This window comes from Bradyrhizobium pachyrhizi (assembly GCF_029714545.1).
GTDB lineage: Bacteria > Pseudomonadota > Alphaproteobacteria > Rhizobiales > Xanthobacteraceae > Bradyrhizobium > Bradyrhizobium pachyrhizi.
In genome coordinates this window covers 1,159,116-1,182,251 of record NZ_CP121667.1, presented here as the reverse complement: position 1 = coordinate 1,182,251, position 23,136 = coordinate 1,159,116, and the positions used below count along the sequence as shown (strand labels likewise).

Genomic DNA, 23,136 nt, shown 5'->3' with positions numbered 1-23,136 from the left:
GGCCTCGCCCATTTTGCACGCGCAGCACGTCCTTATTGCAAGGAGACGGACCTGATTTCTCTCCGTATCCCGCTGACGCTTCTCTCGTTATCCCTGGGCGCGATCGCCGCGGTGTGGTGGTGGCTCGGCATCCCGGTCAGCCTGCCGCGCGCACCGATCGATCCGAACGACAAGGTGCAGTGCATCTCGTACGCGCCGTTCCGCAACAATCAGACATCGCTGTCGCCGGCGACGCAGGTTTCGCCGGAACAGATCGCGGAAGATCTCGCGCAACTCGCCAAGATATCCCACTGCATCCGCACCTATGCGACCGATCTTGGTCTCGATCAGATTCCGGCACTCGCGGCCAAGGCGGGGCTGAAGGTCATTCAGGGGATTTTCCTCGACAGGGACCGAAAGAAGAATGCAACGCAGGTGGAAACCGCGATCCGCCTCGCCAAAGACTATCCGGACACGATCATTGCGCTCGTGGTCGGCAACGAGGTTCTGCTGCGCAAGGAGATGGCGGCTTCCGACCTTGCCGCCACCATCCGCTCGATCAAGGCGCAGGTCTCCGTACCCGTCACCTATGCCGACGTCTGGGAATTCTGGCTGAGCAATCGCGAGCTTTCCGACGCGGTCGACTTCGTCACGGTTCACATCCTGCCCTATTGGGAAAATGTTCCGATCCGGGCGGAAGATGCCGCCGCTCATGCCGACGAGATGCGCCGGCAGATCGCCGCGGCTTTTCCGGGCAAGGAAATCTTTATCGGAGAAATCGGTTGGCCCAGCGAGGGGCGCATGCGCGAGTCCGCGCTGCCGTCCCGCATCAATCAGGCGCGAGTGGTTTCGGAGGTCCTCGATCTTGCCCGGCGCGAGCATTTCCGCGTCAACCTGTTCGAGGCCTATGATGAAGGATGGAAGCGGGAGATCGAGGGCACGGTCGGCGGCTCCTGGGGCCTGTTCGATTCCGAGCAGCGCATGCCGAAATATCCGCCGGGCCAGCCGGTCAGCAATTTTCCGCTCTGGAAGCTGCAAATGTGCAGCGGAATGGCGCTGGCGATTCTGGTATTCGGCGCGGCATGGCTGACCTTGCGCCGCAAGCCGAGAAAGCCCGCATTCGCTCCATGGCTTGCGGTCGCGCTATCGGCGACCACGGCGGGAATCCTGTTTGGCGTCGCCGAGCAAAGATTGGTCTATGAAAGCTACGGAACGGGAGGCTGGCTTGTCTGGGGCTCGCTTCTGGTGGCGGCCACGGCTTCGCCGGTGTTGGGCGCCAACGCCCTGATGTCGGGCCGCGCACCGCCCAGCTTTTTCGAAGTGTTGGGTCCGAAGGGCCACCACACTGAATCGGTGCTGGTGACCCTGCACGGACTGGCCTTGATGATCACCGTCGTGATCGGCACGGCGACCGCAATCGGTCTCGTGTTCGACCCGCGCTTCATTGACTTCCCCTTTGCGCCTCTCACCATGGCGGCGGTGCCCTTTGCGGCCGTGACGCTGCTCAATCCTCCCACGAAGGGAATCCGCCCACTGGCGGAGTCGATCTTTTCCGGCATTTTCGTTGCAACGGCGATCTACACAGGATTCAACGAAGGGGCGGAGAACTGGCAGTCGCTGTGGACCTGCGCGGCCTTCCTTCTACTCGCGGTGACGCTGTTGCGGGCGCGCGCCTGACGACGCGCTCTAGCCGCGCAGCCTGACGCGGTCCTGGCGCGCGCAGTCGGTGACGAAGCCGATGACGGCGCGCACTGCGGGAAGCTCGACCAGATCGGGATGGGCGAGCAGCCAGAGATCGGAAAGGCTCGAGAGCTTTTGCGGCGCGACCCGCACCAGATCGGGGTAGTCGGCCCCGACCAGGCAGGACAGCGCGCAAATCCCGAGCCCGGCCCGCGCCGCCGCGAGCATGTCGCCCTGCGATGAACAGCGCATCACCAGCGTGCCCTGCCGGGTGATGACATCGCTCCAGCGCGCCAGATGCGCGTTGGAGGCCTGGTCGGCAAAGCCGATCACATGGTGGCCCCGCCACTCGTCCCGCCGCTCCGGCAGCTTGCGGCCGGCCGCATAGTCGCGGGAAGCGTAGAAGCCGGTGCCGAGCCGCCCGATCTTGCGCCCGATCAGGTTCTCCTCGCCCGGATCGACCGGCCGTAGCACCACGTCGGCCTCGCGGCGGCGCACGCTGGCCGGGAACGGATGGGTGATGATCTCGAGCTGGATGTTGGCGTGATCACGCAGGAACGGGCCAAGGCGCGGCATCAGCCAATGCGCGGCGAGCGTCGCGCCGATCGACAGCTTCACGACGCCGCGCGCCTGCCCGCCGGTGGCGGACGCGGCCGCCTCCGCGCGGAGGGCCGCCGCGGCCATCGCTTCGGCGTGCTCGCGGAATTTGCGGCCATGCGACGTCAGCGACAGGCCGTCATTGGAACGCGCGAACAGGCGGGTCCCGAGTTGCTGCTCGAGCGCCGCGACGTTGCGACCGACAGTGGGGTGACTGATGCGCAGCCGCCGCGCCGCCCCGGCAAGGCTGCGTGTCTCGGCCACCGCGACGAATGTCTTGCAAAGCTCCCAGTCCACGCCGCTCCCCTTGCTGCGACACTGTTCATTTCTGGTTGATCCGGTGTTCAATATTGAACGTCATGACCGAGCCGTCCAGCCTTATATTGCCGCGCCAAGAGCGCCACCGCTCCAGCCATCACAATAAATCGCGATCCGCCCCGGCTGCCGGCCGGGCGACGCGCATGGAGGATCCGAAAATGTCGCTGCCCGCTTCGCTCGCCAACAAGCTTGAACTGCCGGTCGTCGGCTCCCCGCTGTTCATCGTCTCGGGGCCGGAGCTCGTGATCGCACAGTGCAAGGCCGGCATCGTCGGCTCGTTCCCGGCGCTGAACGCCCGCCCGGTCGAGAAGCTCGACGAATGGCTGACCCAGATCGAGAACGAGCTCGGCGAGTACCAGGCGCTGCATCCGGAGAAGAAGGTCGCGCCCTACGCCGTCAACCAGATCTGCCACGCGTCCAACGACCGGCTGATGCGCGACATGGAAACTTGCGTGAAGCACAAGGTGCCCGTGATCATCACCTCGCTGCGCCCGCCGTCCGAGATCGTCGAGGCCGCGCACTCCTATGGCGGTGTGGTGTTCCACGACGTCATCAACGTGAAGCACGCGCGCAAGGCCGCCGAGCAGGGCGTCGACGGCCTGATCCTGGTCTGCGCCGGCGCCGGCGGTCATGCCGGCACGCTGTCGCCCTTCGCGCTGGTGCGCGAGGTCAAGCAATGGTTCAAGGGCACGATCCTGCTGTCGGGCGCAATCTCCGACGGCTGGAGCATCGCATCCGCGCTCGCGCTCGGCGCCGACCTCGCCTATATCGGCACCCGCTTCATCGCGACCGAGGAAGCCAACGCCAATGTCAGGTACAAGCAGGCGCTGACCGAATACGCCGCGCACGACATCGTCTATTCGAACCTGTTCACCGGCGTGCACGGCAACTATCTCGGACCGTCGATCGCGGCGGCAGGCCTCGATCCGGGCGATCTGCCGGTCGCTGACAAGACCAAGATGAATTTTGGTTCCGGCGGCAACATGAAGGCCAAGGCCTGGCGCGACATCTGGGGTTCGGGCCAGGGCATCGGCCAGATCTCCGATGCCCCGCCGGTCGCCGAACTGGTGGCGCGGCTCAAGTCCGAGTTCGCCGCGGCGCGCAGCGACTTCCTGCGCGCCAGCGCTTGACACTGTTTCACAAAGTCCGGGAGTGAACCATGAAACGAGCGCAACACGCGCTGGCAGCCGTGCTTACGGTCTGCGCGATCGCCAGCACAGCCGCCGCCGACAACGGCAACGTCAACGAAGCGATCCGGATCGGCCAGACGCTGCCCTATAGCGGACCGGTCTCCGGCTTCGGCACCATCGGCCGCGCCCAGGAAGCGTTTTTCGCGAAGGTCAACGCGGAGGGCGGCATCAACGGTCGGCAGGTGAAATTCATCACGCTGGACGACGCCTATTCGCCGCCGAAGACCGTCGAGCAGACCCGCAAGCTGGTCGAGCAGGAGGATGTGCTGATGATGTTCGGCTCGCTCGGCACCGCCACCAACAACGCCGTGCATCGCTATCTCAACAGCAAGAAGATCCCGCAATTGTTCGTGTTGAGCGGCGCGACCAAATGGGCCGACCCGAAGACCTATCCGTGGACCATGCCAGGCATGGCATCCTACGAATCCGAGGGCGTGGTCTATGCCAAATATGTGCTGCAGGCCAAGCCTGACGCGAAGATCGCGATCCTTGCGCAGAACGACGATTTCGGCCGCGATTATGTCGCCGGCTTCAAGCGCGCGCTCGGCAGCAGGGCCGCGAGCATGATCGTCGCGGAAGCGAGCTACGAGACCTCGGCGCCCACCATCAGCTCGCAGCTTGCGACACTGAAGGCGTCCGGTGCCGATGTGCTATTCGGTGTCGTGCTCGGCAAGTTCACGCCGCAGATGATCAAGGGCGTCGCCGAGATCGGCTGGAAGCCGGATCTGTTCTTCGTACCGACCTCCGCGTCGTCGATCTCGTTCCTGGAGCCCGCCGGGCTCGAGAACGCGGTCGGCCTGATCTCGTCCAGCAACCAGAAGGACACGATGGACGCGCAATGGGCCGACGATCCCGCTGTGAAGGACTATCTTGCCTTCATGAAGCAGTACCTGCCCAATGCGGATCTGAGCAACTCGAACTACTCGGCGGGCTATCATTATGCGACGCTGCTGATGGCCGTGCTGAACGCGTGCAAGAGCGATTTCAGCCGCGAGAACATCATGCGCCAGGCGGCGTCATTGCGCGACGTTCCGCTGCCGCTATTGTTGCCAGGCATGACGGTATCGACCGGGCCGGACGACTATCTGCCGTTCCAGCAGTTGCGGCTGCGCCGGTTCAACGGCAAGAGCTGGATCAGCTTCGGCGAGATCCTGGACGATCGCTAGCAGACGAGGCGCGACATGATCATCAGCGGCGACAGACAGATCAGCTACGGGGACATTCACGCCCGCATCGCGCGGGCGGCCAGCGGCTTCCGGGCGCTTGGCGTGCAGGGCGGCAAGCCGGTCGGCATGATGCTGCGCAACGATTTCGCGCTGTTCGAGGTGGTCGCGGCCTCGGCCGCGCTCGGCAGCCCGGTCGTGCCGATCAACTGGCACCTGAAGGCCGACGAGGTCGCCTACATCCTGTCCGACAGCGGCGCCGACACGCTGGTCTGCCACGCCGATCTGCTGCCGCAGATCCGCGACGGGCTACCGCCGGCAATCAAGCTGCTGGTGGTGACGACGCCGCCGGAAATCGCCGCGGCCTATGGCGTGGCGCCGGCGCTCACCCGTGTGCCCGACGGCATGACCGACTGGGACGTCTGGCGGGAGACGCACCAACCGCTGACCGACGCGCCGATCGGCGCGGCGCCGATGTTCTACACCTCGGGCACAACAGGACTGCCGAAGGGCGTCAAGCGCAAGCCGATGCGGCCCGAGCAGCAGGCGGCGGCCGCGCGCGTCGGCGCCATCACCTATGGCGTCAAGCCGAACGAGGATCATGTGATCCTGATGAACGGCCCGATGTATCATTCGGCGCCGCACTCCTATGGAATGCTCGCGTTCCGCAACGGCTGCGTGATCGTGCTCGAGCCGCGCTTCGATCCGGAGGATCTGCTGCAACTGATCGAGCGCCACCATGTCACCCACATGCATATGGTGCCGACCATGTTCGTGCGGCTGCTGCGCCTGCCCGAGGAGACGCGGCGCCGCTACGACCTGTCGTCGCTGCGCTTCATCGTGCACGGCGCGGCGCCCTGCCCTGTCGACGTCAAGCGCGCGATGATCGAGTGGTGGGGACCGGTCATCAACGAATATCTCGGCTCGACCGAGACCGGCATCCCGGTTTGGCATTCGTCAGCTGAAGCGCTGGCCAAGCCCGGCACCGTCGGCCGCGCGATCGAGGGCGGCATCGTCAGGATCTTCCGCCCCGACGGAACGCAATGCGACGTCGGCGAACCCGGCGAGATCTTCATGCGCCAGACGGCGATCTCGGATTTCGATTACCACGGCAACGCCAAGGCGCGCGCCGAGGCTGACCGCGACGACCTGATCAGCGTCGGCGATGTCGGCTATCTCGACGCGGACGGCTATCTGTTCCTGTGCGACCGAAAGCGCGACATGGTGATCTCGGGCGGCGTCAACATCTACCCCGCCGAGATCGAGAATGCCCTGATCGGCATGGCAGGCGTCCGCGACTGCGCGGTGTTCGGCGTTCCCGATGACGAGTATGGCGAGCGGTTGTTCGCCTGCGTCGAGCCGGAAGCAGGCAGCACGCTGTCGATCAGCGCGATCCAGGATTTTCTCCGCGGCAAGCTGGCCAATTTCAAGGTGCCGAAGGATATCCGTTTCATGGACGCACTGCCGCGGGAAGCCACCGGCAAGATCTTCAAGCGCAAGCTGCGCGACCTCTACCGCGAAGGACAGCTCGGCTGAGCGATGTGACGGCGAAGCAAACGGCGTTTGAAACTTAGTTGCTGTTGCAAAAGGCCGGCGATCGACGCAACGATGCGCCTGCGTCCTGAGCCCGGATCACCGCCATGAACTCGACCGACTTCATCGTCATCCGCAACGATCTGCAGCAGTGCAAGGTGATCGAGACGCAATTGCCCGATGCCGCGGCGCTGCCGGCCGATGCGCTGCTGGTGAAGGTGACCCGCTTCGCCTTCACCGCCAACAACATCACCTACGCCGTGATCGGCGAGCAGCTGAAATACTGGCATCTGTTCCCGGCGCCCGAAGGCTACGGCATCATCCCGGTGTGGGGCTTCGGCGAGGTGCTGGTATCGAAACATCCCATGATCGCAGTCGGCGAAACGCTGTTCGGCTATTTCCCGATGGCGACCCATCTCGTGATCGAAGCGACCGACGTCAGCAAGCGCGGCCTGCGCGACCGCGCCGCGCACCGGCAGGAGGTCTCGCCGGTCTACAACGCCTATACCCGGGTTTCCGGCGATCCGACCTATGCCGGCCAGCAGGGCGATTTCCGCGCGCTGCTGCTGCCGCTGTTCATGCTGTCGTTCCTGGTCGACGACTTCCTGGCCGAAAACGAGTTCTACGGCGCACGCCGCGTCATCCTGTCGTCGGCCTCGAGCAAGACCGCGTTCGGGCTCGCTCATCTCGTGCACAAGCGGGGTATCCCGGTGATTGGGCTGACCTCCAGAGGCAATGTCGATTTCGTCAGCTCGCTCGGCTGCTACGACGAGGTCGTCACCTATGACCAGGTCACCGCGATGCCGTCGGCCGAGCCTGTCGCCTATGTCGACATGGCCGGCAACAGCGCGCTGCGCGAAAGCCTGCACCGGCACTTCGGGGCGCAGATGGTCTATTCCGGCCGGGTTGGGCTGACGCACCGTGCGAGCGAGCCGGAGGAGCCGACGCTGCCCGGCGCCAAGCCGGTCTGGTTCTTCGCCCCGGACCAGATCCGCAAGCGCGCCAAGGAATGGGGACCGGGCGGCATCGACCAGCGTTTTGGCGCCGCCTGGGCCGAGCTCGTGCCGCATCTGCCGAATTGGCTTGACGTGGTCGAGCGGCGCGGCCCGGCCGCGGTGCGCGAGGCCTATCTCGATACCCTGCAAGGCCGCGTTCCGCCGGATCAAGGCCTGATCCTGTCGCTGGCCGAATAGGCGATATCCCGTCGCGCCCTTTCTGCATGCCTTCGAATGGGTATAGGCTTTGCGGAAAGGGAACGCCGCCAAGAAATTTCAGCAAGGCGGCCGATGGCGAGAAACGCTCGATGCTCGACAAGACGGACGATATTTCGGTCGCCGCCGACAATTGGCTTGTACAGTTCGAGGATGCGCTGGCCAGCCCGGACGATGTGCTGCTGAAGCCGCTGTTCCATCCCGACAGCTACTGGCGCGACGTGCTGGCGTTGAGCTGGAACATCCAGACCGTCAATCGGGCCTTCGCGATCATCGAGGAGCTGCCGGCGCATGCGCGTCACAGCGCGCCGCATGACTTCCGCATCGATGCCGAGCGCGCGGCGCCGCGCCGGGTGACGCGCGCCGGCACCCATGCGATCGAGGCGATTTTCAAATTCGAGACGGCGGTCGGCCGCGGCCACGGCATCGTGCGGCTGATCCCCGATGCCGCCGACGACGATCGCCTGAAGGCTTGGACCTTGCTGACGGCGCTCGAGGAGCTAAAGGGTTTTGAGGAGCAGCAGGGCCACACCAGGCCGCGCGGACAGGCCTATTCGCGCGACTTCCGCGGCCCCAACTGGCTCGACCTGCGCAAGGCATCCGCTGAATATGCCGACCGCGACCCTGATGTGCTGGTGGTCGGCGGCGGACAGGCGGGACTTGCGATCGCCGCGCGGCTGCAACAGCTCAAGATCGACGCCCTGATCGTCGATCGCGAAGCACGCGTCGGCGACAATTGGCGCAAGCGCTATCACGCGCTGACCCTGCACAACCAGGTGCAGGTCAATCATTTGCCCTACATGCCGTTCCCGCCGAACTGGCCGACCTACATCCCGAAGGACAAGCTCGCCAACTGGTTCGAAGCCTATGTCGACGCCATGGAGCTGAACTTCTGGACCGGCACGGAATTTGTCGGCGGCAGTTATGACGATGCGAGCCGACGCTGGAGCGTCGAGTTGCGCCGCGCCGACGGCACGACACGCAAGATGAAGCCGCGCCATGTGGTGATGGCGACCGGCGTCAGCGGCATTCCCAATCTGCCCGACATCCCTGGTTTGGAGAATTTTTCCGGCACAGTGATGCATTCCAACCGCTACGAGGACGGCGAGAACTGGACCGGCAAGCGCGCGCTGGTGATCGGCACCGGCAACAGCGGCCACGACATCGCGCAGGACCTGCATTCCTCGGGCGCCGAGGTCACACTGGTACAGCGCTCCTCGACGTTGATCACCAATATCGAGCCGTCCGCGCAGCTGGCCTATGCCGCCTACAATGAAGGTACGCTCGAGGATAACGATCTGATCGCGACCTCGATGCCGCTCGCGCTCGCCAAACGCAGCCATGTGCTGATGACCGAGCAGTCGAAGCAACTCGACAAGCCGCTGCTCGACGGCCTTGCGCGCAAGGGCTTCAAGCTCGATTTCGGCGATGGCGGCACCGGCTGGCAGTTCAAATACCTGACCCGCGGCGGCGGCTATTACTTCAACGTCGGTTGCTCCGATCTCGTCGCGAGCGGCGCGGTCGCCCTGCAGCAATTCGCCGACATCGACACCTTCATGGGCGAGGGTGCGCGGCTGAAGAACGGCGAGACGGTTGAGGCCGACCTGATCGTGCTCGCGACCGGCTACCGGCCGCAGGAAGAGCTGGTGAAGAAACTGTTCGGCGAGGCGGTGGCCGCGCGCGTCGGCCCGATCTGGGGCTTTGGCGACGGCCAGGAACTGCGCAACATGTACACCCGCACGCCGCAGCCCGGCCTCTGGTTCATCGCCGGCAGCCTCGCGCAATGCCGCATCAACTCGCGCTATCTCGCATTGCAGATCAAGGCGATCGAGGAAGGCCTGTTGCCGCGCGACGTCGGGCCACGGGCGGATCTTTCATAACCTCCCACCACCGCCATTCCGGGGCGATGCGCAGCATCGAACCCGGAATCTCGAGGTTCCGCGCCCCGGAACGACACCCGAGAGGAGACATCTTATGCCAACCACCCTCGGCACCGGCGAACACCGCTATCGCGTGGTGGAGAACTTCGCAAAACTCCCCGACGGCTGGAGCCTGACCGATGTCGCCTCCGTCGCGGTCGACAGCAAGGACCGCGTGTACGTTTTCAACCGCGGCGACCATCCGATGGTGGTGCTCGACCGCGAGGGGAATTTCATCAAGAGCTGGGGCGAAGGCGTGTTCTCGCGCGCCCACGGCCTGCATATCGACGCCGACGACAATCTCTATTGCACCGATGACGGCGACCACACCGTGCGCAAATGCTCGACCGACGGCAAGGTGCTGCTGACGATCGGCATCCCGGACAAGCCGGCCCCGTTCATGAGCGGCCAGCCGTTCCATCGCTGCACCCATACCGCGCTGTCGCCGAAGGGCGAGATCTATGTCTCCGATGGCTACGGCAATTCCTGCGTCCACAAATACACGCCGGATGGCAAGCTGATCAAAACCTGGGGCGAGCCCGGCACCGATCCCGGCCAGTTCAACATCGTGCACAACATCGCGACCGACGCCGATGGCTGGGTCTATGTCGCCGACCGCGAGAACCACCGCGTCCAGGTGTTCGACGGCAACGGCAAATTCGAGACGCAGTGGAACAACCTGCACCGGCCCTGCGCGCTGTGCTGCTGCGGCGGCGGCAAGCAGCCGAACTTCGTGATCGGCGAGCTCGGCCCCGGCATGGCGGTGAATCGCAAGGTGCCCAATCTCGGCCCGCGGCTGTCGATCGTGGATCACACCGGAAAGCGCATCGCGCGCCTCGGCGGCGAGCAAGGCCCCGGCGTCGAGACCGGAAAATTCCTGGCGCCGCACGGCATCGCGCTGGATTCCCGCGGCGACATCTATGTCGGCGAAGTCGGCGTCACCGACTGGAAGACCAGCTTTCCGGACACCGAGATGCCGGCCGCGGTGCGCGTGACACGCTGCCTGCAGAAGCTGGAAAAGATTCCGACCTGAGCTCCGCCGCATCACCGTCCCCCTGAGGAGCGCGCTCTTGCGCGCGTCTCGAAGGGTCGAGGGCCCGGCTAGTGGCCGTTCAACCTTCGAGGCTCGCAAGCGCTCGCAACTCTAGCGGCAAAGGCGAAGCCTTTGCGCGGGGATGACGGGTTGGGCAGATCATATCGACCTGTACCTGCCACACGGCCCTCAAATCTCGCCGATCACCTCGCGGCGGCGCTGCTCGGATTCTTCCGCGTAGCGCCGCATCGCGTGCGCTTCGGTGAGCAGGCCGATCGGCCGCCGATCGCCGTCGCCTTCGACCACGGCGAGCGATTCCGCTTCGGCCGCGTCGAACACCGCGATCGCCTCCTGCACGTTCATGCTGGGATGCAGCACCACGTCGGCGTAGCGCAGAATGGCGGCAAGTCCCTTGTCGGCCTCGAGATCGGGCGCATGCGCTTCGGCGACCAGCGCAAGCCCCGCGTAATGCCCCTCGCCGTCGACCGCGACGACCTGGGTCTTCGAGCCCGGCGGGAATTCCTCGCGGAACGCCTCGATCGGCATCGCGGCGTTCACCGTCGTCATGTCCTGCCGCATCATCTTGCCGACCGTGAGATCGCGGATCCAGCCGATATCGGCGGCGCTGCGGATGGTCTCGCCGCGCAGATGCAATCGCCAGGTCGCGAACGAATAGCCGAACAGCTCGCGCGTGATCGTGGTCGAGATAATGACCGCGACCAGCACCGCCGTCGTGAGCCAGAGGTTGCCGGTGGATTCCAGCGCGATGAACGACATCGTGAGCGGGCCGCCGATCACCGAGGCCGACAACGCACTCATGCCGATCACCGCATAGGCGTTGGGGTCGAGGTTCAGCCCCGGCCACACGATGTCGACACCGGCGGCGAACAGCCGGCCGCCGAGCGCGCCCATGAACAGCGTGGCGAAGAACAATCCACCGCGGAAGCCGGAGCCGAGCGAAACGATTGAGGCAACCGCCTTCAGCGCGAACACTCCGGCGATGAAGGCAAGCGGCATCGCCACGATGCCCGCGAAGCGCAGCGCGCCATGGCCCGACGACATCACCTGCGGCGTCAGCAGCGCCATCGCGCCAACCGCAAGCCCGCCGAGCGCCGGCCGCAACGGCGGCCAGAGCCGGCTCTTGGTCAGCAGCGCCTCGCACAGTGTCACCCCGCGCATGATCGCAATGCCGGTCAGGGCCGCGACCATGCCGAGCAGCGCGGCAATCGCAAGATCCCGCCCGAGCACATCGCCGACGGTTCCGACGCCGACGCCGAGCGGCAGTGGCTCGAAGGCATGGGCGACGAAGTAGCCGGTCACCGCCGCCACGCCGACCGGGGTCAGGCTGGCCGGCGTATAGCCGCCGATCACAAGTTCAAAAGCGTAGAACGCGCCCGCAAGCGGCGCGCTGAAGGCACCGGCGATCGCCGCCGCCGCGCCGCAGCCGACCATGATTCGCTGGTCGTTGCGGCGGAGGTGAAAGCCGCGTCCGAGCGAGGCGGCGAGGCCGCTGGAGAGCTGGGTATAGCCGGCCTCGAGCCCGACCGAGCCGCCGACGCCGCTCGACCAGATCGTCTGCAGCGCCACGATCACGCTGCCGCGGAACGACATCCGCCCGCCATAAAGCGCATTGGCCTCGATCGGGTCGATTTCGCGGGCCGGCCGGACCCGGAGCAACAGAAGGAACGCAAATCCAAGCAGCAGGCCGCCGATCGTGGGAACCACGAGCGCGCGCACGGGATCGATGCCGGGCTGGCTCGACAAGCGGTCGCCGAGCGGCAGATTGAACAGCACCGAATGCAGCACCGTGACGAGGCCGCTCATGACCGCCACCACGAGGCCGCCAATGGCGCCGATCAGCACCGCCAGCACCACAAGGCTCGTCTCGTGCGCGCGCACGAACGCGCGCAACCGGCGCGGCGCCTCGAGATAGCTTGAGGTCGTGGTCATCGGCAGGGTCCGTCACTGGCCGACAGGGCCTTGCGGCTCCCTTTACGGGCCTCGCGGGCGGGAGGCAATCGGGGCAGGAACATGGCAGGGCGCGGCGGATAAGCCGCTCATTGCTCTTCACAATCCCGTCACGCTGCCTGTAGTATGTGAGTGCATGCTGCTTCGCAGCTAATGGGAGTCAGGAGCGTTATTTGAACGCACATGTCTCGCAAGGCGGTTGGCCGGTGCTGGTCTTGAATGCGGACTTCCGGCCGCTGAGTTATTACCCGCTGTCGCTCTGGTCCTGGCAGGACGCGATCAAGGCGGTGTTCCTCGATCGTGTCAACATCGTCGAATATTACGACCGGGCGGTACGAAGTCCTTCCTTCGAAATCCAGCTGCCGAGCGTCGTATCCCTCAAGTCCTTTGTCAAGCCGACCACCCACCCCGCCTTCACCCGGTTCAACGTTTTCCTGCGCGACCGATTCAGCTGTCAGTATTGCCTGTCGGGCGACGATCTCACCTTCGATCACATCATTCCGCGCAGCAAGGGTGGCCAGACCACCTGGGAGAACGTCGTCGCCGCCTGCTCGCCCTGCAATTTGCGCAAAGGCAATCTGACGCCGCAGCAGGCCAAGATGTTTCCGAAGCAGACGCCCTACGCCCCGACCGTGCATCAGCTGCATCGCAACGGCCGGCTGTTTCCGCCGAACTATCTGCACGAGAGCTGGCTAGATTATCTCTACTGGGATACTGAGCTCGATCCGTAGAGCGCGCTGGCGCGCGCCATCTTCCACCGAATGCAAGCCGTACTGCTGTGATTTGGATCAGGCGGGTCGCTTGGTGAGGGCCGCTTCCCCCTCCTCGCGTCCGGGAACGCTGACGTGGACCTCGTGCCCCATCCTGATCGCCAGTGCCGCGGCGGCCGCCGCCGATTCGAATGCAGCTTCCTTGGTGGCGTATCCGCCGTTGAGGTTGCCGTCGTGCAGGACGCCCCATTCCTCGCCGGCCGCAATCACCGCATATTGAGCCAATCCCATCGTCTCCTCCTTGCGCCAGCGGCGCTGCGTCAGGTCTCATTCCGCTTGTATCGCTTGCGGACAACCTCCTCGCCGACCTGCACCGCGCGCCTGCTGCGAAAATGGTGTTGAAGCACGCCGAAGATCAAAGCGGTCAGCAGCACGAGCGCTCCGATGCCGTAGATGATCTCAAGGCCCATATCCATTCGGTCTCTCCAAGCCTTGTTCTCGAAGCCTTGTTCTCGAAGCCTTGCTCTCTTGCCGCCCGCCGGGGCGGCATCGTTCATCCGCTCTTCGCGGCGCTATCGATGCTTTCGCGGTAAATTTCGCGGGCGTCGCCACCGATCACCGAGATGTAGTAGCCGCGTCCCAGATACTCCTGTCGGGTCTCGGCAAGGTCGATGGCGAGCCGCTTGGCGACGGCGATGGCTTCATCGCGGTCGGCAACCGGTTGACCGGTTGCATCGATCACACGCTCATCATTCACGATCGCAAAGTGAAAGGCGGACATTCGCTCGCTCCGCGCATCAATGCGTGTTCGATTCATGCCACTTTTCCAGGTCCGGCTCCTCGTCTCCGGAGCGCTTCGCATCCCCAGAGCGCTGCTCCTTCTCCGGGTTTCCCTTCCACGGCTTGTCGGTTTGCACGTGGGAACCCCAGTCGCTCGAGCGTCCAGAATCCTGCGTTACAGGCTTTCTGCTCATGACAATCTCCTCAAGAACAGAAGCATCTGTATCCCGATGTGTTCCTAACCGGCCGCGCTCAAGGTCCGCCCGCAACCGAGCCTGCGATCACCATGACCAGTGCATCGAGGTCGATCGTGCCGCTGACCGACAGTTCCCCGGCATCCAGCACGCGGAGCAGATCCGGCCGATTGGCGGCCTGGCGCTTCAATTCGCCGATGATCGCATCCCTGAGCTTTTCTTCGAGCATGTTCGACACCGTGCGCCTCTATGACTTGGACTCGTCGCGACCGTGCACTTGCGCCGGTGGCGCGGTGGCTTCGACGGCCGTGAACGGCTCGAGAATGCGATAACGGTGCTCGGACCCGGCGGGCACGAGCCAGGAATCGCCCGGCTGCAGGCGGATGGTCTGCCCCTCCAGGGTCAATTCGGCGCGACCGCTGATGACATACCCAACCGTCTCGTAGTCGCGCCGATCGGAAGCGCCCGGTTGCGGCTGTTCGTTGTCCCAAAGCCGCATGGCAACGCGCCTGCCCGACACCAGATAGGTCTGGCCCATCGTGCCCTTCGGGGACGTGCTGACCGATACTTTCTTGATCGTGCTGTCGCTCATGGTGTTCTCCAATCGCTTGCGTGTGCGGGTGAGACAGCGGGAGCGCCGTCAGAGCCGCCCCGAGGCGGTCACGCGCCACACCGTGTTGCCGACGTCGTCCGCGATCAGCAGCGCGCCGGATTTGTCGATCGCCAATCCCACCGGCCGGCCGCGGGACTTTTCGTCCTCGCCGAGGAATCCGGTGACGACGTCCTGCGCCGGCCCGTTCGGATGGCCGTCGGCGAACGGCACGTAGACGACCTTGTAGCCGTTGAGCTGTGGCCGATTCCAGCTGCCGTGCTCGCCGATGAAGGCGCCGCCCCGGTAGGACGACGGCAGGCTGTCGCCGGTGTAGAAGGCAAGCCCGAGCGGCGCGACGTGCGAGCTCAACGCATAGTCCGGAACGGTTGCCTTCGCGACCAGATCCGGCCGCGGCGGCTGCACCCGGGGATCGACGTTCTGGCCGAAATAGCTGTACGGCCAGCCGTAGAAGCCGCCGTCCTTCACCGACGTCAGATAGTCGGGCACGAGGTTCGGGCCGATCTCGTCGCGCTCGTTGACCACGGTCCACAGCGCGTGGCTATGCGGCTCGAAAGTCAGGCCGTTGGGGTTACGCAGCCCGCTGGCGAAAATCCGCCAACGGCCGGTGGCGCGCTCGACCTCGAGGATCGCCGCCCGGTTCTTCTCGGCCTCGATTCCATTTTCGGTGATGTTGCTGTTGGAGCCGACGCCGACATAGAGCAGAGCGCCGTCTGGGCTTGCCGTCAGGCTCTTGGTCCAGTGATGGTCGATCGGCCCGCCCGGAAGCTCCGTCAGGGTCTGCCCCGGCTCGGTGATCTTGGTATCGCCCTCATGATACGGATACCGGACGATCGCATCGGTGTTCGCGACGTAGAGATCGTTGCCGACCAGCGCCACCCCGAACGGCGAATGAAGATGGTCGAGGAACACACTCTGTATCTCCGGCTTGCCGTCGCCATTCGAGTCGCGCAGCAGCGTGATGCGGTTGCTTGCGCCGGTGTCGCCGCCGGAGGTTGCCCACGACTCCACCCATTTCATGATGAAGTCCTTTGGCCGCTTGATCGGCTCGGTCCCCGGCGCCTTGGACTCGACCACCAGGATGTCGCCATTGGGGAGCGCATAGAGCGACCGCGGATGCTGCAGGCCGGTGGCGAGCGCATTGATCTGCAAGCTGTCCGGCACCTTGGGCTTCTCGCCCTGCTTCCATCCGACCACGGAGGCGACGTGCATCGGCGGCATCAGATACTGCTTGAGCGCCGGCAGGTCCGGACGCCCACCGACCTGTGTTTTCGGGTCAGGCGCCGTCTCCTTGCTGCAGCCCGCGAGGCATAGGCCGGCGAGCAGCGTCATTCCGAGTTTGAGGTGCGTGGCATTGGTCAGGTCGATCGACATCAGCCTGCCACTCCGACCCGGTAGCGATAGACCATGGCCCAGCCGAGCCAGCCCGTGCACAGCATCACGAGCACGGTCAGCACCGACAGCACCAGTCCGGTCGGCACCACGGAGGTCCAGGCATCGCGGCTGTGGATGAAGGCGTTGAACAGCGCGAGCAGCATCACGATCACATTGCCGATCATGTGCAGCCAGGCATAGCCCAGCCGGCGGATCAGGCGATTGCTCAGGAAGTCGATCAGGCCGGCGATCGCGGCGAGACCACCCATGATCAACCCCGCGAACAACAGCCAGGCCGAGAAGTTGGCCCACTGCATCTCGGCGGTCTGCCAGTATGCGATATCGGTCACCAGCGTCCCGACGAAGCACGCGATCGGAAACGGCACCAGCATGGGATGGATCGGATGCAAACCGACCCGCGCCGTCGAGGCCGGGTTGGCCGAATGCGTGGCGACTGTCGCGACCTGGTGCATCTTTCGTGCCTCCGAAAGAAGCCTCAACAGCGCGTTCGGAGCGAGGTTCCTAAGCGCGCACCCGGCCCGGACACCATTTAGGAACGAAGCTGCGTCAGCCGCGTCGGAATAGAGGTGTGACAAGCAGGACGCCAACCATGGTCCGAGAAGGGCCCGCTGAACCAGCTCCGGCAAGCACGGCAGAGACGACCCAAGGCAGACAGGTACGTCCCTACGGCATGATGATCACGTCTGCGATCATCGCGCTCGCCGTCATCGTCATCGTCTACGTGCTGATGCGATAAAAAGACTGACTTGGGCGATATGGTCCGGCACACGCTTGCGCCGTGACGTTACCCGGCCGCCTTGCGCAGAACGCTCCCGGAGAATCGTACCGCCGGCCGCCATGCACATTGCGGCGTGAGCGGTTGCGCAGAAATATCTGTCCATCGTCGCTTCCTTCCGCGGTCCTGCGCGTTCGTGGATCATGCCCCACCGCAAAGCGAGAACGTCTCCTGCACGCCTGTGGCCGCTGCTGGCCGTGAACTTCTTCATGGCAGACATGCAGTCCGGGATCGGACCGTTCGTTGGGGTCTTCCTTCAGTTGCATGGCTGGGCCAGCGGCCTGATCGGGACCGCCCTGACGCTCGGCAACGTCGCGGGCATGCTGATCACGACGCCGATCGGCGGCTGCATCGATACCACGAACCACAAGCGGGCATGGGTGATCGTTCCGGGCATCGCGGTCGTGGTGGCATCGGCCGTCATCCTGATGTCGCAAAGCTTCTGGGCTGTCGCGCTGTCCCAGGTTGCGACCTCGATCGCGGGTGCCGCAATCGTTCCGGCGGTCACCGGCATCACGCTCGGCATCGTCAAGCAGCGTGGGTTCAACCGGCAGAACGGCCGCAACCAGGCGTTCAACCATGCCGGCAACATGGTCGGTGCCGCGGCATCGGGCTATCTCGGCTGGCAGTATGGTTATGTGGCGGTCTTCGTGCTCGCCGCCCTGTTCGGCGCGATCACGATCGCCTGCGTGCTCTTGGTCCCGCCCGGCAGCATCGATCACGGTGCCGCGCGCGGCAAGGAAGAAGATCCGGACAGCCAGCCCAGCGGCCTCTCCGTGCTGGTCAAGCACAAGCCGTTACTGGTGCTTGCCGTCGCACTGGCCGCGTTCCACCTCGGTAACGCGGCGATCGTGCCGCTCTACGGCCTTGCTGCAGTTGCCGGTGGTCACGCCGACGGCCCGAGCTTCGTCGCGACCACGATCGTGGTGGCTCAGGCGGTGATGATTGTTGCCTCGATCGCCGGCATGCACGCCGCCGAGCGCCGAAACTACTGGTCTGTCCTGCTGCTGTCGTTCCTGGCCTTGCCGGTGCGCGGCGTGCTCGCTTGGTTCCTCTCGGGCTGGTGGGGCGTGCTGCCCGTGCAGATCCTCGACGGCATCGGCGCAGGCCTGCAAAGCGTCGCCGTGCCCGGGATGGTGGCGCGATCGTTGAACGGAACCGGCCGCGTCAATCTCGGACAAGGTGCCGTCATCACGGTTCAGGGAGTCGGCGCCTCGCTCAGCCCCGCGCTCGGCGGCTGGATTGCGCAATGGGTCGGCTATGGCCCAGCCTTCCTGGCGCTCGGCGGACTGGGGCTTCTGTCGGTCGCATTCTGGATCGCCTTCCGATCGACCGTGCAGAAATACTGACGCTTCCTCACGCAGGATCGCATTCGCGTGATCGTCCGCGATGCTCGCAGCATATTATTGCATCCTAATAGTTCGTATCCTATCTAATTTGCATGCCGCCTGCGCCGTCCCATATCCACGCCGAGATCGGCCGCCTGGTGACCAGGCTCGCCCGGATCTGGCGTCGCGAGTCGGATCAGGCCTTGTCCGACCACGGCCTGTCCTACGCGACGGCGATTCCGCTGCTGGTGTTGTCACGCCAGGGGGAAAACGTCCGGCAGGGCGTGCTGGCCGATGAACTGGGAATCGAGGGGCCTTCACTGGTGCGGCTGATCGATCTGCTGCAGTCCGAGCGCCTCGTCGAGCGTCGCGAGGACCCGACCGACCGGCGTGCCAAAACGCTGCATCTCACCGCTACCGGCGAAGCCAAGGTCGAGGAGATCAACCGGGTGCTGCGCCGGGTGCGGGCCAGCCTGCTGAAGGATATCGGCAGCGAGGAACTTGCGGTAACCTTCGAGACGCTCCAGCGCATCGAGCAACGGGCGACCGCTGCAGAGGCGAAATAGTCATGCGCGCGGAAGAGCCGTTCCTGGTCCGCCACGCGGATCTCATTTTCGCGTTGAAGACGTTCGCGGCGTCGATGCTGGCGCTCGTAATCGCCTTGGCGATCGGTCTGCCGCGTCCCTATTGGGCGATGGCGACGGTCTACATCACCTCCCAGCCGCTGGCCGGCGCGACCAGCTCGAAGGCGTTCTTCCGCGTGATCGGCACGCTGGTCGGCGCGAGCGTCACGGTTGCTCTCGTGCCGAACCTGGTCAATGCGCCGGAGCTACTGTGCCTTGCGATCGCGCTCTGGGTCGGGCTCTGCCTTTATCTGTCGCTGCTCGACGGCACGCCACGCAGCTATGTCTTCATGCTGGGCGGATATACCGTCGCACTGATCGGATTTCCGTCGGTGGCCGACCCGGGCAGCATCTTCGACGTCGCGCTGGCGCGGGTCGAGGAGATCTCGCTCGGCATCGTCTGTGCGAGCCTGGTGTCGACGGTGGTGTTTCCCCGCAGCGTCGCGCCGGCGGTCGGCGGCCGCATCAGGAACTGGTTGTCAGATGCGCGCCGTCTGTCACGCGACGCGCTGCTTGACAGCGGGACCAGCGAGACGCGCCGGGCCCAACGCCTTCGTCTTGCAACCGACATCGTCGAGATCGATACGCTGGCGACCCACGTCGCCTATGACCGGCTGGCCGACGCCGGCACCGTGCGTGGCCTCGGCGAGGTCCGGCTGCGCATGCTGATGCTGTTGCCGATCATCACGTCGATCGAAGACCGGCTTGCCGCACTCGGTGAGACGGCGCTGCGACGGCAACCGGAGCTGCAGCGCCTGATCGGCGATCTCGCCGCATGGATCGTGGACGAGGACCGCCAGCGGCAATCCGGCGAGCAGATCCGCGCTGCAATCGCCGAGCGGCAATCTGCGCTCGACGGCATCGCGCCGCGGGAGCGCATCATCACGATCAGCCTGCTGCTCCGGCTGCGCGAGCTTGTCGACATCTCGGCCGACTGCCGCGCGCTGGGCGATGCAATTGCTGCGGGCCGGGATATCTCCACCGTCGCGCTGGCGTTCCACCCGGAGTCGGGGGCCGCACCGGTCCGTCATCGCGACCACGGCATGGCGCTGTGGTCGGCCGCGGGCGCAGCGGTCGCCATCCTGATCTGCTGCGGCCTGTGGATTGCGACCGGCTGGGCCGATGGCGCCTCGGCGCCGATGATGGCGGCGGTCGCCTGCTCCTTCTTCGCCGCGCAGGACGAGCCTGCGCGCAGCATCCGGGCCTTCGGCCTGTTTTCACTGGTCGCGATCGTCATCGTCGCGATCTATCAGTTCGCGCTGGTGCCGGGCATCTCCCATGTCGAGGTCCTGATCGCGGCGCTGGCGCCGACCTTCCTCCTGTACGGCTATTTGATCGCGCGGCCCAAAACTGCGCCGATCGGCATGGCGCTCGCCGCCAACACCGCGACGCTGCTCGCGCTGCAATCGACCTACAGCGCGGATTTCGCCAGTTTCGCCAACACGTCGGTCGCCTTCTTCCTCGGTGTTGTCATTGCGGAGATCGTGACGCGGATCGCGCGCGGCGTCGGCGCCGAATGGATCGCCAAGCGGTTGATGACGTCGAGCTGGCAGACGCTCGCGATCGCGGCCGAGCGGCGCGGCCACGGCGATCGCGCGCAGTTTGCCGGCCTGATGCTGCATCGGCTCGGCCTGTTGGTCCAGCGGATCGCCTTCATCTCCGAGAGCGACCGGCGCGATGCCGACAGCCTGGTCCAGCTACGCATCGGGCTCAACATCATCGACCTGAGGAGGGCGCGTTACGGCCTCGCCGCATTCACCGTGCGAGCCATCGACGACATGCTGGACGACCTCGGGGCAGCGTTTCGTGCCCGTGCGGACCACGCAATGCCGGCCGAACTGTTGTCATGCATCGATGCGGCGCTGACCGCGGTCGTCAAGGACCCCAATGAGCGCGCGCGGGACGATGCATTGCTCGGCCTCGTCGGCATCCGCCGCGGCCTGTTTCCGGATGCACCCGCGTATCGATCGCAGCCCGAGGAGAGTTTCGCCGCATGAGATATGAGCTCGACATTTACGGCGTGCTCGTTCCGGCGCTGCTGCTGTGGCTCATCGTTGCCTATGCGCTGAGCGCAGTGGTGAGCCGGATCATGCAGCGCTTCGGATTCTATCGGCTGGTCTGGCATCGCGCGCTGTTCAATTTCGCATTGTACGTATGCCTGCTCGGCGTCGTGGTTTATCTTTCGGAGTTTCTGCCATGAAAGCGAATTTCGCCTGGCTCGGTCGGGTTGCGCTGACCGCGGTCGCCGTCGTCGCCGCGCTCGCTGTCGCTCGCGCGCTCTGGGTCTACTATATGGAATCGCCATGGACCCGCGACGGCAGGGTCCGCGCCGACGTGATCCAGGTGGCCCCCGACGTCTCCGGCTTCGTCACCGACGTGTTGGTCAAGGACAATCAACCGGTGCGTCGCGGCGACATCCTGTTCCGGATCGATCGCGCACGCTTTGCCCTGGCGCTGAAGCAGGCGGATGCATCGGTCGCCGGCCATCGCGCGACGCTGGATCAGGCCGACGCCGACCTCAAACGCTACAGCTCGCTGACCACCGATGCGGTGTCGCAGCAGAAGCAGGAGCAGGTTCTGGCGACCCAGCTGCAGGCCAAGGCGGCCTATGACCAGGCGGTCGCCGACCGCGCCGTCGCGCAGCTCAATCTGGATCGCAGCGAGGTGCACGCTTCGGTGAACGGCACCATCACCAATATGGACCTGCGGCCGGGCGCCTACGTCACCGCTGGCAAGGGCGTGATGGCGCTGGTCGACACCGACACGCTGCATGTGGAAGGCTATTTCGAGGAGACCAAGCTCGCGCGCATCCGCGTCGGCGACAAGGCGCAGATCCGGCTGATGGGCGAGCCGGTGCGGCTCACCGGACATGTCGAGAGCATTGCAGCCGGCATCGAGGATCGCGACCGCGCGGCAGGCGCGAGCCTGCTCGCAAACGTCAATCCGACATTCAGCTGGGTTCGGCTCGCACAGCGCATCCCCGTGCGCATCGCGCTGGACCACCTGCCGGATCGCATCGCGCTCGTCGCCGGCCGTTCGGCGACGGTCGAGATCATGGACTAAAGCGCGATGAGATTAGGTTGAATCGTCATCGCGCCTTAGCTCTTTGTTTGAGCATGATCTTTTCGGAAAACCGCTTCGCACTTTTCCGGATCATGCTTTAGCCGGCTGGCCGCACCCGCAGCGACTGCATCGGGCCGGCCCGCTTGCTGCGGCTCCGTCGGCCGCGCTCGCCTATCGCACGCCATAGCGTGTGAAATCGTCGCCGATGCTGCCCTGGATCGCCTTGGCCGCCGCCATGTCGATATTGCCGCCGGCCTTGTCACCCTGCTTCAACTTCGCCAGGCCGCGTCCATAAAGTGCGCTTGCGAGCTTGGGATCGATGCGAAGTGCGGAGCTGTAGTCGGCGATCGCCGCGCCAAGCTCGCCGGTCTTCAGATAGATCAGGCCACGCGAGTCATACGTCGCGGCGTTGGCTGACGCCGATTGAAGGGCCTTGTTGCAATCTTCCAGCGCCGCCTGCAATTCGCCGAGGATGGCCCGACTCCAGCAGCGTCCGTTCCACACCCCGTCCAGCTTCGGTTCGAGGCGAATGGCCTCATCGTAGTCCTGCGCCGCGCGGGCATAATCGTTCTTCTTCAAATAGGCGCCGGCGCGGTTGGCGAAGGCCTCACCGTAGTTCGGGTTGAGCCTGATCGCCTGATCGAAGGCGTCGGTCGCGCGATCATATTCGCGCTTCCTGAGATAGGCCACGCCGCGGTTGTTGAGCGGCTTGGTGTAGGTCGGATTGAGCTCGATCGATCGATCGAAATCCCGGATGGCTCCGTCGTAGTCTCCCTTGGCGGCGTAGGCATTGCCACGGTTGTTATAGGCGATCGCGAGGCCGGCCGCCGTCATGTCCTGCCCCGCATCGATCAGCGCCGTGCAGGCAGCAATGCGCGCGTCGGCCGGTGTGCGATCGAGGCCGCTGCACGATCCGATAGTGCGGAGATAGCTGTCCTTCTTCGGGTTCTGCGCGACCGCAGGCAACACAGGGAGCATCGCAACGAGAAGCGATATCAGGCTGACAATTGCGCCGGCGCTTGCACGAAGTTTCATATCGGGCCTTGCTTGCACGAAACGGGCTGCGC

25 protein-coding genes are annotated in these 23,136 nt (G+C 65.1%); 14 read left to right on the top strand and 11 right to left on the bottom strand.

All coding sequences use genetic code 11. The features are described 5' to 3' along the window. The first annotated feature begins 93 nt into the window (after positions 1–93). Positions 94–1,656, top strand: coding sequence for a glycoside hydrolase family 17 protein (locus QA639_RS05265; RefSeq protein ID WP_050386335.1), 1,563 nt, complete (start codon positions 94–96; stop codon positions 1,654–1,656). Positions 1,657–1,665: 9 nt separating this feature from the next. Here the strand turns inward: QA639_RS05265 and QA639_RS05260 are convergent, their stop codons facing one another. Further along, positions 1,666–2,553: a LysR family transcriptional regulator gene (locus QA639_RS05260; protein ID WP_283089317.1), complete on the bottom strand. Its 888-nt coding sequence runs from the start codon at positions 2,551–2,553 to the stop codon at positions 1,666–1,668. A 179-nt stretch (positions 2,554–2,732) separates the two neighbouring features. On the opposite strand from QA639_RS05260, the gene QA639_RS05255 reads away from it, so the two are divergent. The 6 genes from QA639_RS05255 (at position 2,733) to QA639_RS05230 (ending at position 10,623) form a co-directional block, all read left to right on the top strand. Beyond that, positions 2,733–3,704: an NAD(P)H-dependent flavin oxidoreductase gene (locus QA639_RS05255; RefSeq protein ID WP_028333629.1), complete on the top strand. Its 972-nt coding sequence runs from the start codon at positions 2,733–2,735 to the stop codon at positions 3,702–3,704. Between the two features lie 29 nt (positions 3,705–3,733). Next, on the top strand, positions 3,734–4,930 hold the full coding sequence (locus QA639_RS05250; RefSeq protein WP_028333630.1) for an ABC transporter substrate-binding protein: 1,197 nt from the start codon (positions 3,734–3,736) through the stop codon (positions 4,928–4,930). 15 nt (positions 4,931–4,945) lie between these two features. Beyond that, a complete protein-coding gene (locus QA639_RS05245; protein WP_157344074.1) occupies positions 4,946–6,463 on the top strand; it encodes an acyl-CoA synthetase in 1,518 nt (505 codons plus the stop codon). Positions 6,464–6,567: 104 nt separating this feature from the next. After that, on the top strand, positions 6,568–7,653 hold the full coding sequence (locus tag QA639_RS05240) for a DUF2855 family protein (RefSeq protein WP_157344076.1): 1,086 nt from the start codon (positions 6,568–6,570) through the stop codon (positions 7,651–7,653). Between the two features lie 110 nt (positions 7,654–7,763). Further along, positions 7,764–9,551: a flavin-containing monooxygenase gene (locus tag QA639_RS05235; protein ID WP_198400168.1), complete on the top strand. Its 1,788-nt coding sequence runs from the start codon at positions 7,764–7,766 to the stop codon at positions 9,549–9,551. A gap of 94 nt (positions 9,552–9,645) precedes the next feature. Further along, entirely contained in the window at positions 9,646–10,623 is a 978-nt protein-coding gene (locus QA639_RS05230; protein ID WP_157344080.1) for a peptidyl-alpha-hydroxyglycine alpha-amidating lyase family protein, read from the top strand. A 189-nt stretch (positions 10,624–10,812) separates the two neighbouring features. Here QA639_RS05230 and QA639_RS05225 read toward each other — a convergent pair whose 3' ends face one another. Further along, positions 10,813–12,573, bottom strand: coding sequence for a chloride channel protein (locus tag QA639_RS05225; RefSeq protein ID WP_157344082.1), 1,761 nt, complete (start codon positions 12,571–12,573; stop codon positions 10,813–10,815). Positions 12,574–12,764: 191 nt separating this feature from the next. On the opposite strand from QA639_RS05225, the gene QA639_RS05220 reads away from it, so the two are divergent. Then, positions 12,765–13,322 (top strand): HNH endonuclease, encoded by a 558-nt coding sequence (locus QA639_RS05220; RefSeq protein ID WP_016845270.1) that lies wholly within the window; start codon positions 12,765–12,767, stop codon positions 13,320–13,322. A gap of 57 nt (positions 13,323–13,379) precedes the next feature. On the opposite strand, the gene QA639_RS05215 is transcribed toward QA639_RS05220, so the two are convergent. The 8 genes from QA639_RS05215 to QA639_RS05180 are packed head-to-tail and all read right to left on the bottom strand — an operon-like array spanning position 13,380 to position 16,732. After that, positions 13,380–13,592, bottom strand: a complete 213-nt coding sequence (locus QA639_RS05215; RefSeq protein WP_028333636.1) for a hypothetical protein — start codon at positions 13,590–13,592, stop codon at positions 13,380–13,382. Between the two features lie 29 nt (positions 13,593–13,621). Beyond that, complete coding sequence (locus tag QA639_RS05210) at positions 13,622–13,858, bottom strand: hypothetical protein (RefSeq protein ID WP_152977797.1); 237 nt, start codon at positions 13,856–13,858, stop codon at positions 13,622–13,624. Beyond that, positions 13,855–14,082, bottom strand: coding sequence for a DUF6894 family protein (locus tag QA639_RS05205; RefSeq protein ID WP_157344084.1), 228 nt, complete (start codon positions 14,080–14,082; stop codon positions 13,855–13,857). The genes QA639_RS05210 and QA639_RS05205 overlap by 4 nt, the downstream gene beginning before the upstream one ends. A 16-nt stretch (positions 14,083–14,098) precedes the next feature. Further along, positions 14,099–14,275, bottom strand: coding sequence for a hypothetical protein (locus tag QA639_RS05200; RefSeq protein WP_167350422.1), 177 nt, complete (start codon positions 14,273–14,275; stop codon positions 14,099–14,101). Positions 14,276–14,333: 58 nt separating this feature from the next. After that, positions 14,334–14,513 (bottom strand): hypothetical protein, encoded by a 180-nt coding sequence (locus QA639_RS05195; RefSeq protein WP_050386330.1) that lies wholly within the window; start codon positions 14,511–14,513, stop codon positions 14,334–14,336. A 9-nt stretch (positions 14,514–14,522) separates the two neighbouring features. Next, the gene (locus QA639_RS05190; protein ID WP_157344086.1) at positions 14,523–14,867 is read right to left on the bottom strand and encodes a cupin domain-containing protein; all 345 of its coding nucleotides are present in this window, start codon (positions 14,865–14,867) and stop codon (positions 14,523–14,525) included. Between the two features lie 48 nt (positions 14,868–14,915). Next, positions 14,916–16,217: a PQQ-dependent sugar dehydrogenase gene (locus QA639_RS05185; RefSeq protein WP_428841169.1), complete on the bottom strand. Its 1,302-nt coding sequence runs from the start codon at positions 16,215–16,217 to the stop codon at positions 14,916–14,918. Positions 16,218–16,258: 41 nt separating this feature from the next. Beyond that, positions 16,259–16,732, bottom strand: a complete 474-nt coding sequence (locus QA639_RS05180; protein WP_244978544.1) for a DUF2231 domain-containing protein — start codon at positions 16,730–16,732, stop codon at positions 16,259–16,261. Positions 16,733–16,869: 137 nt separating this feature from the next. Here QA639_RS05180 and QA639_RS05175 point away from each other — a divergent pair, with 137 nt between their 5' ends. The 6 genes from QA639_RS05175 (at position 16,870) to QA639_RS05150 (ending at position 22,069) form a co-directional block, all read left to right on the top strand. Further along, complete coding sequence (locus QA639_RS05175) at positions 16,870–17,016, top strand: hypothetical protein (RefSeq protein WP_157344090.1); 147 nt, start codon at positions 16,870–16,872, stop codon at positions 17,014–17,016. Between the two features lie 248 nt (positions 17,017–17,264). Then, positions 17,265–18,404 (top strand): MFS transporter, encoded by a 1,140-nt coding sequence (locus QA639_RS05170; RefSeq protein ID WP_244978545.1) that lies wholly within the window; start codon positions 17,265–17,267, stop codon positions 18,402–18,404. A 92-nt stretch (positions 18,405–18,496) separates the two neighbouring features. Beyond that, complete coding sequence (locus QA639_RS05165) at positions 18,497–18,949, top strand: MarR family winged helix-turn-helix transcriptional regulator (RefSeq protein ID WP_028333639.1); 453 nt, start codon at positions 18,497–18,499, stop codon at positions 18,947–18,949. Between the two features lie 2 nt (positions 18,950–18,951). Beyond that, the gene (locus QA639_RS05160; protein WP_157344094.1) at positions 18,952–21,003 is read left to right on the top strand and encodes an FUSC family protein; all 2,052 of its coding nucleotides are present in this window, start codon (positions 18,952–18,954) and stop codon (positions 21,001–21,003) included. Next, positions 21,000–21,206, top strand: a complete 207-nt coding sequence (locus tag QA639_RS05155) for a DUF1656 domain-containing protein (RefSeq protein ID WP_028333641.1) — start codon at positions 21,000–21,002, stop codon at positions 21,204–21,206. The genes QA639_RS05160 and QA639_RS05155 overlap by 4 nt, the downstream gene beginning before the upstream one ends. Continuing rightward, complete coding sequence (locus QA639_RS05150) at positions 21,203–22,069, top strand: efflux RND transporter periplasmic adaptor subunit (protein WP_028333642.1); 867 nt, start codon at positions 21,203–21,205, stop codon at positions 22,067–22,069. Before QA639_RS05155 ends, QA639_RS05150 begins: the two co-directional genes overlap by 4 nt. A gap of 171 nt (positions 22,070–22,240) precedes the next feature. Here QA639_RS05150 and QA639_RS05145 read toward each other — a convergent pair whose 3' ends face one another. After that, a complete protein-coding gene (locus QA639_RS05145; RefSeq protein WP_157344098.1) occupies positions 22,241–23,104 on the bottom strand; it encodes a tetratricopeptide repeat protein in 864 nt (287 codons plus the stop codon). Between the last annotated feature and the right edge of the window lie 32 nt (positions 23,105–23,136).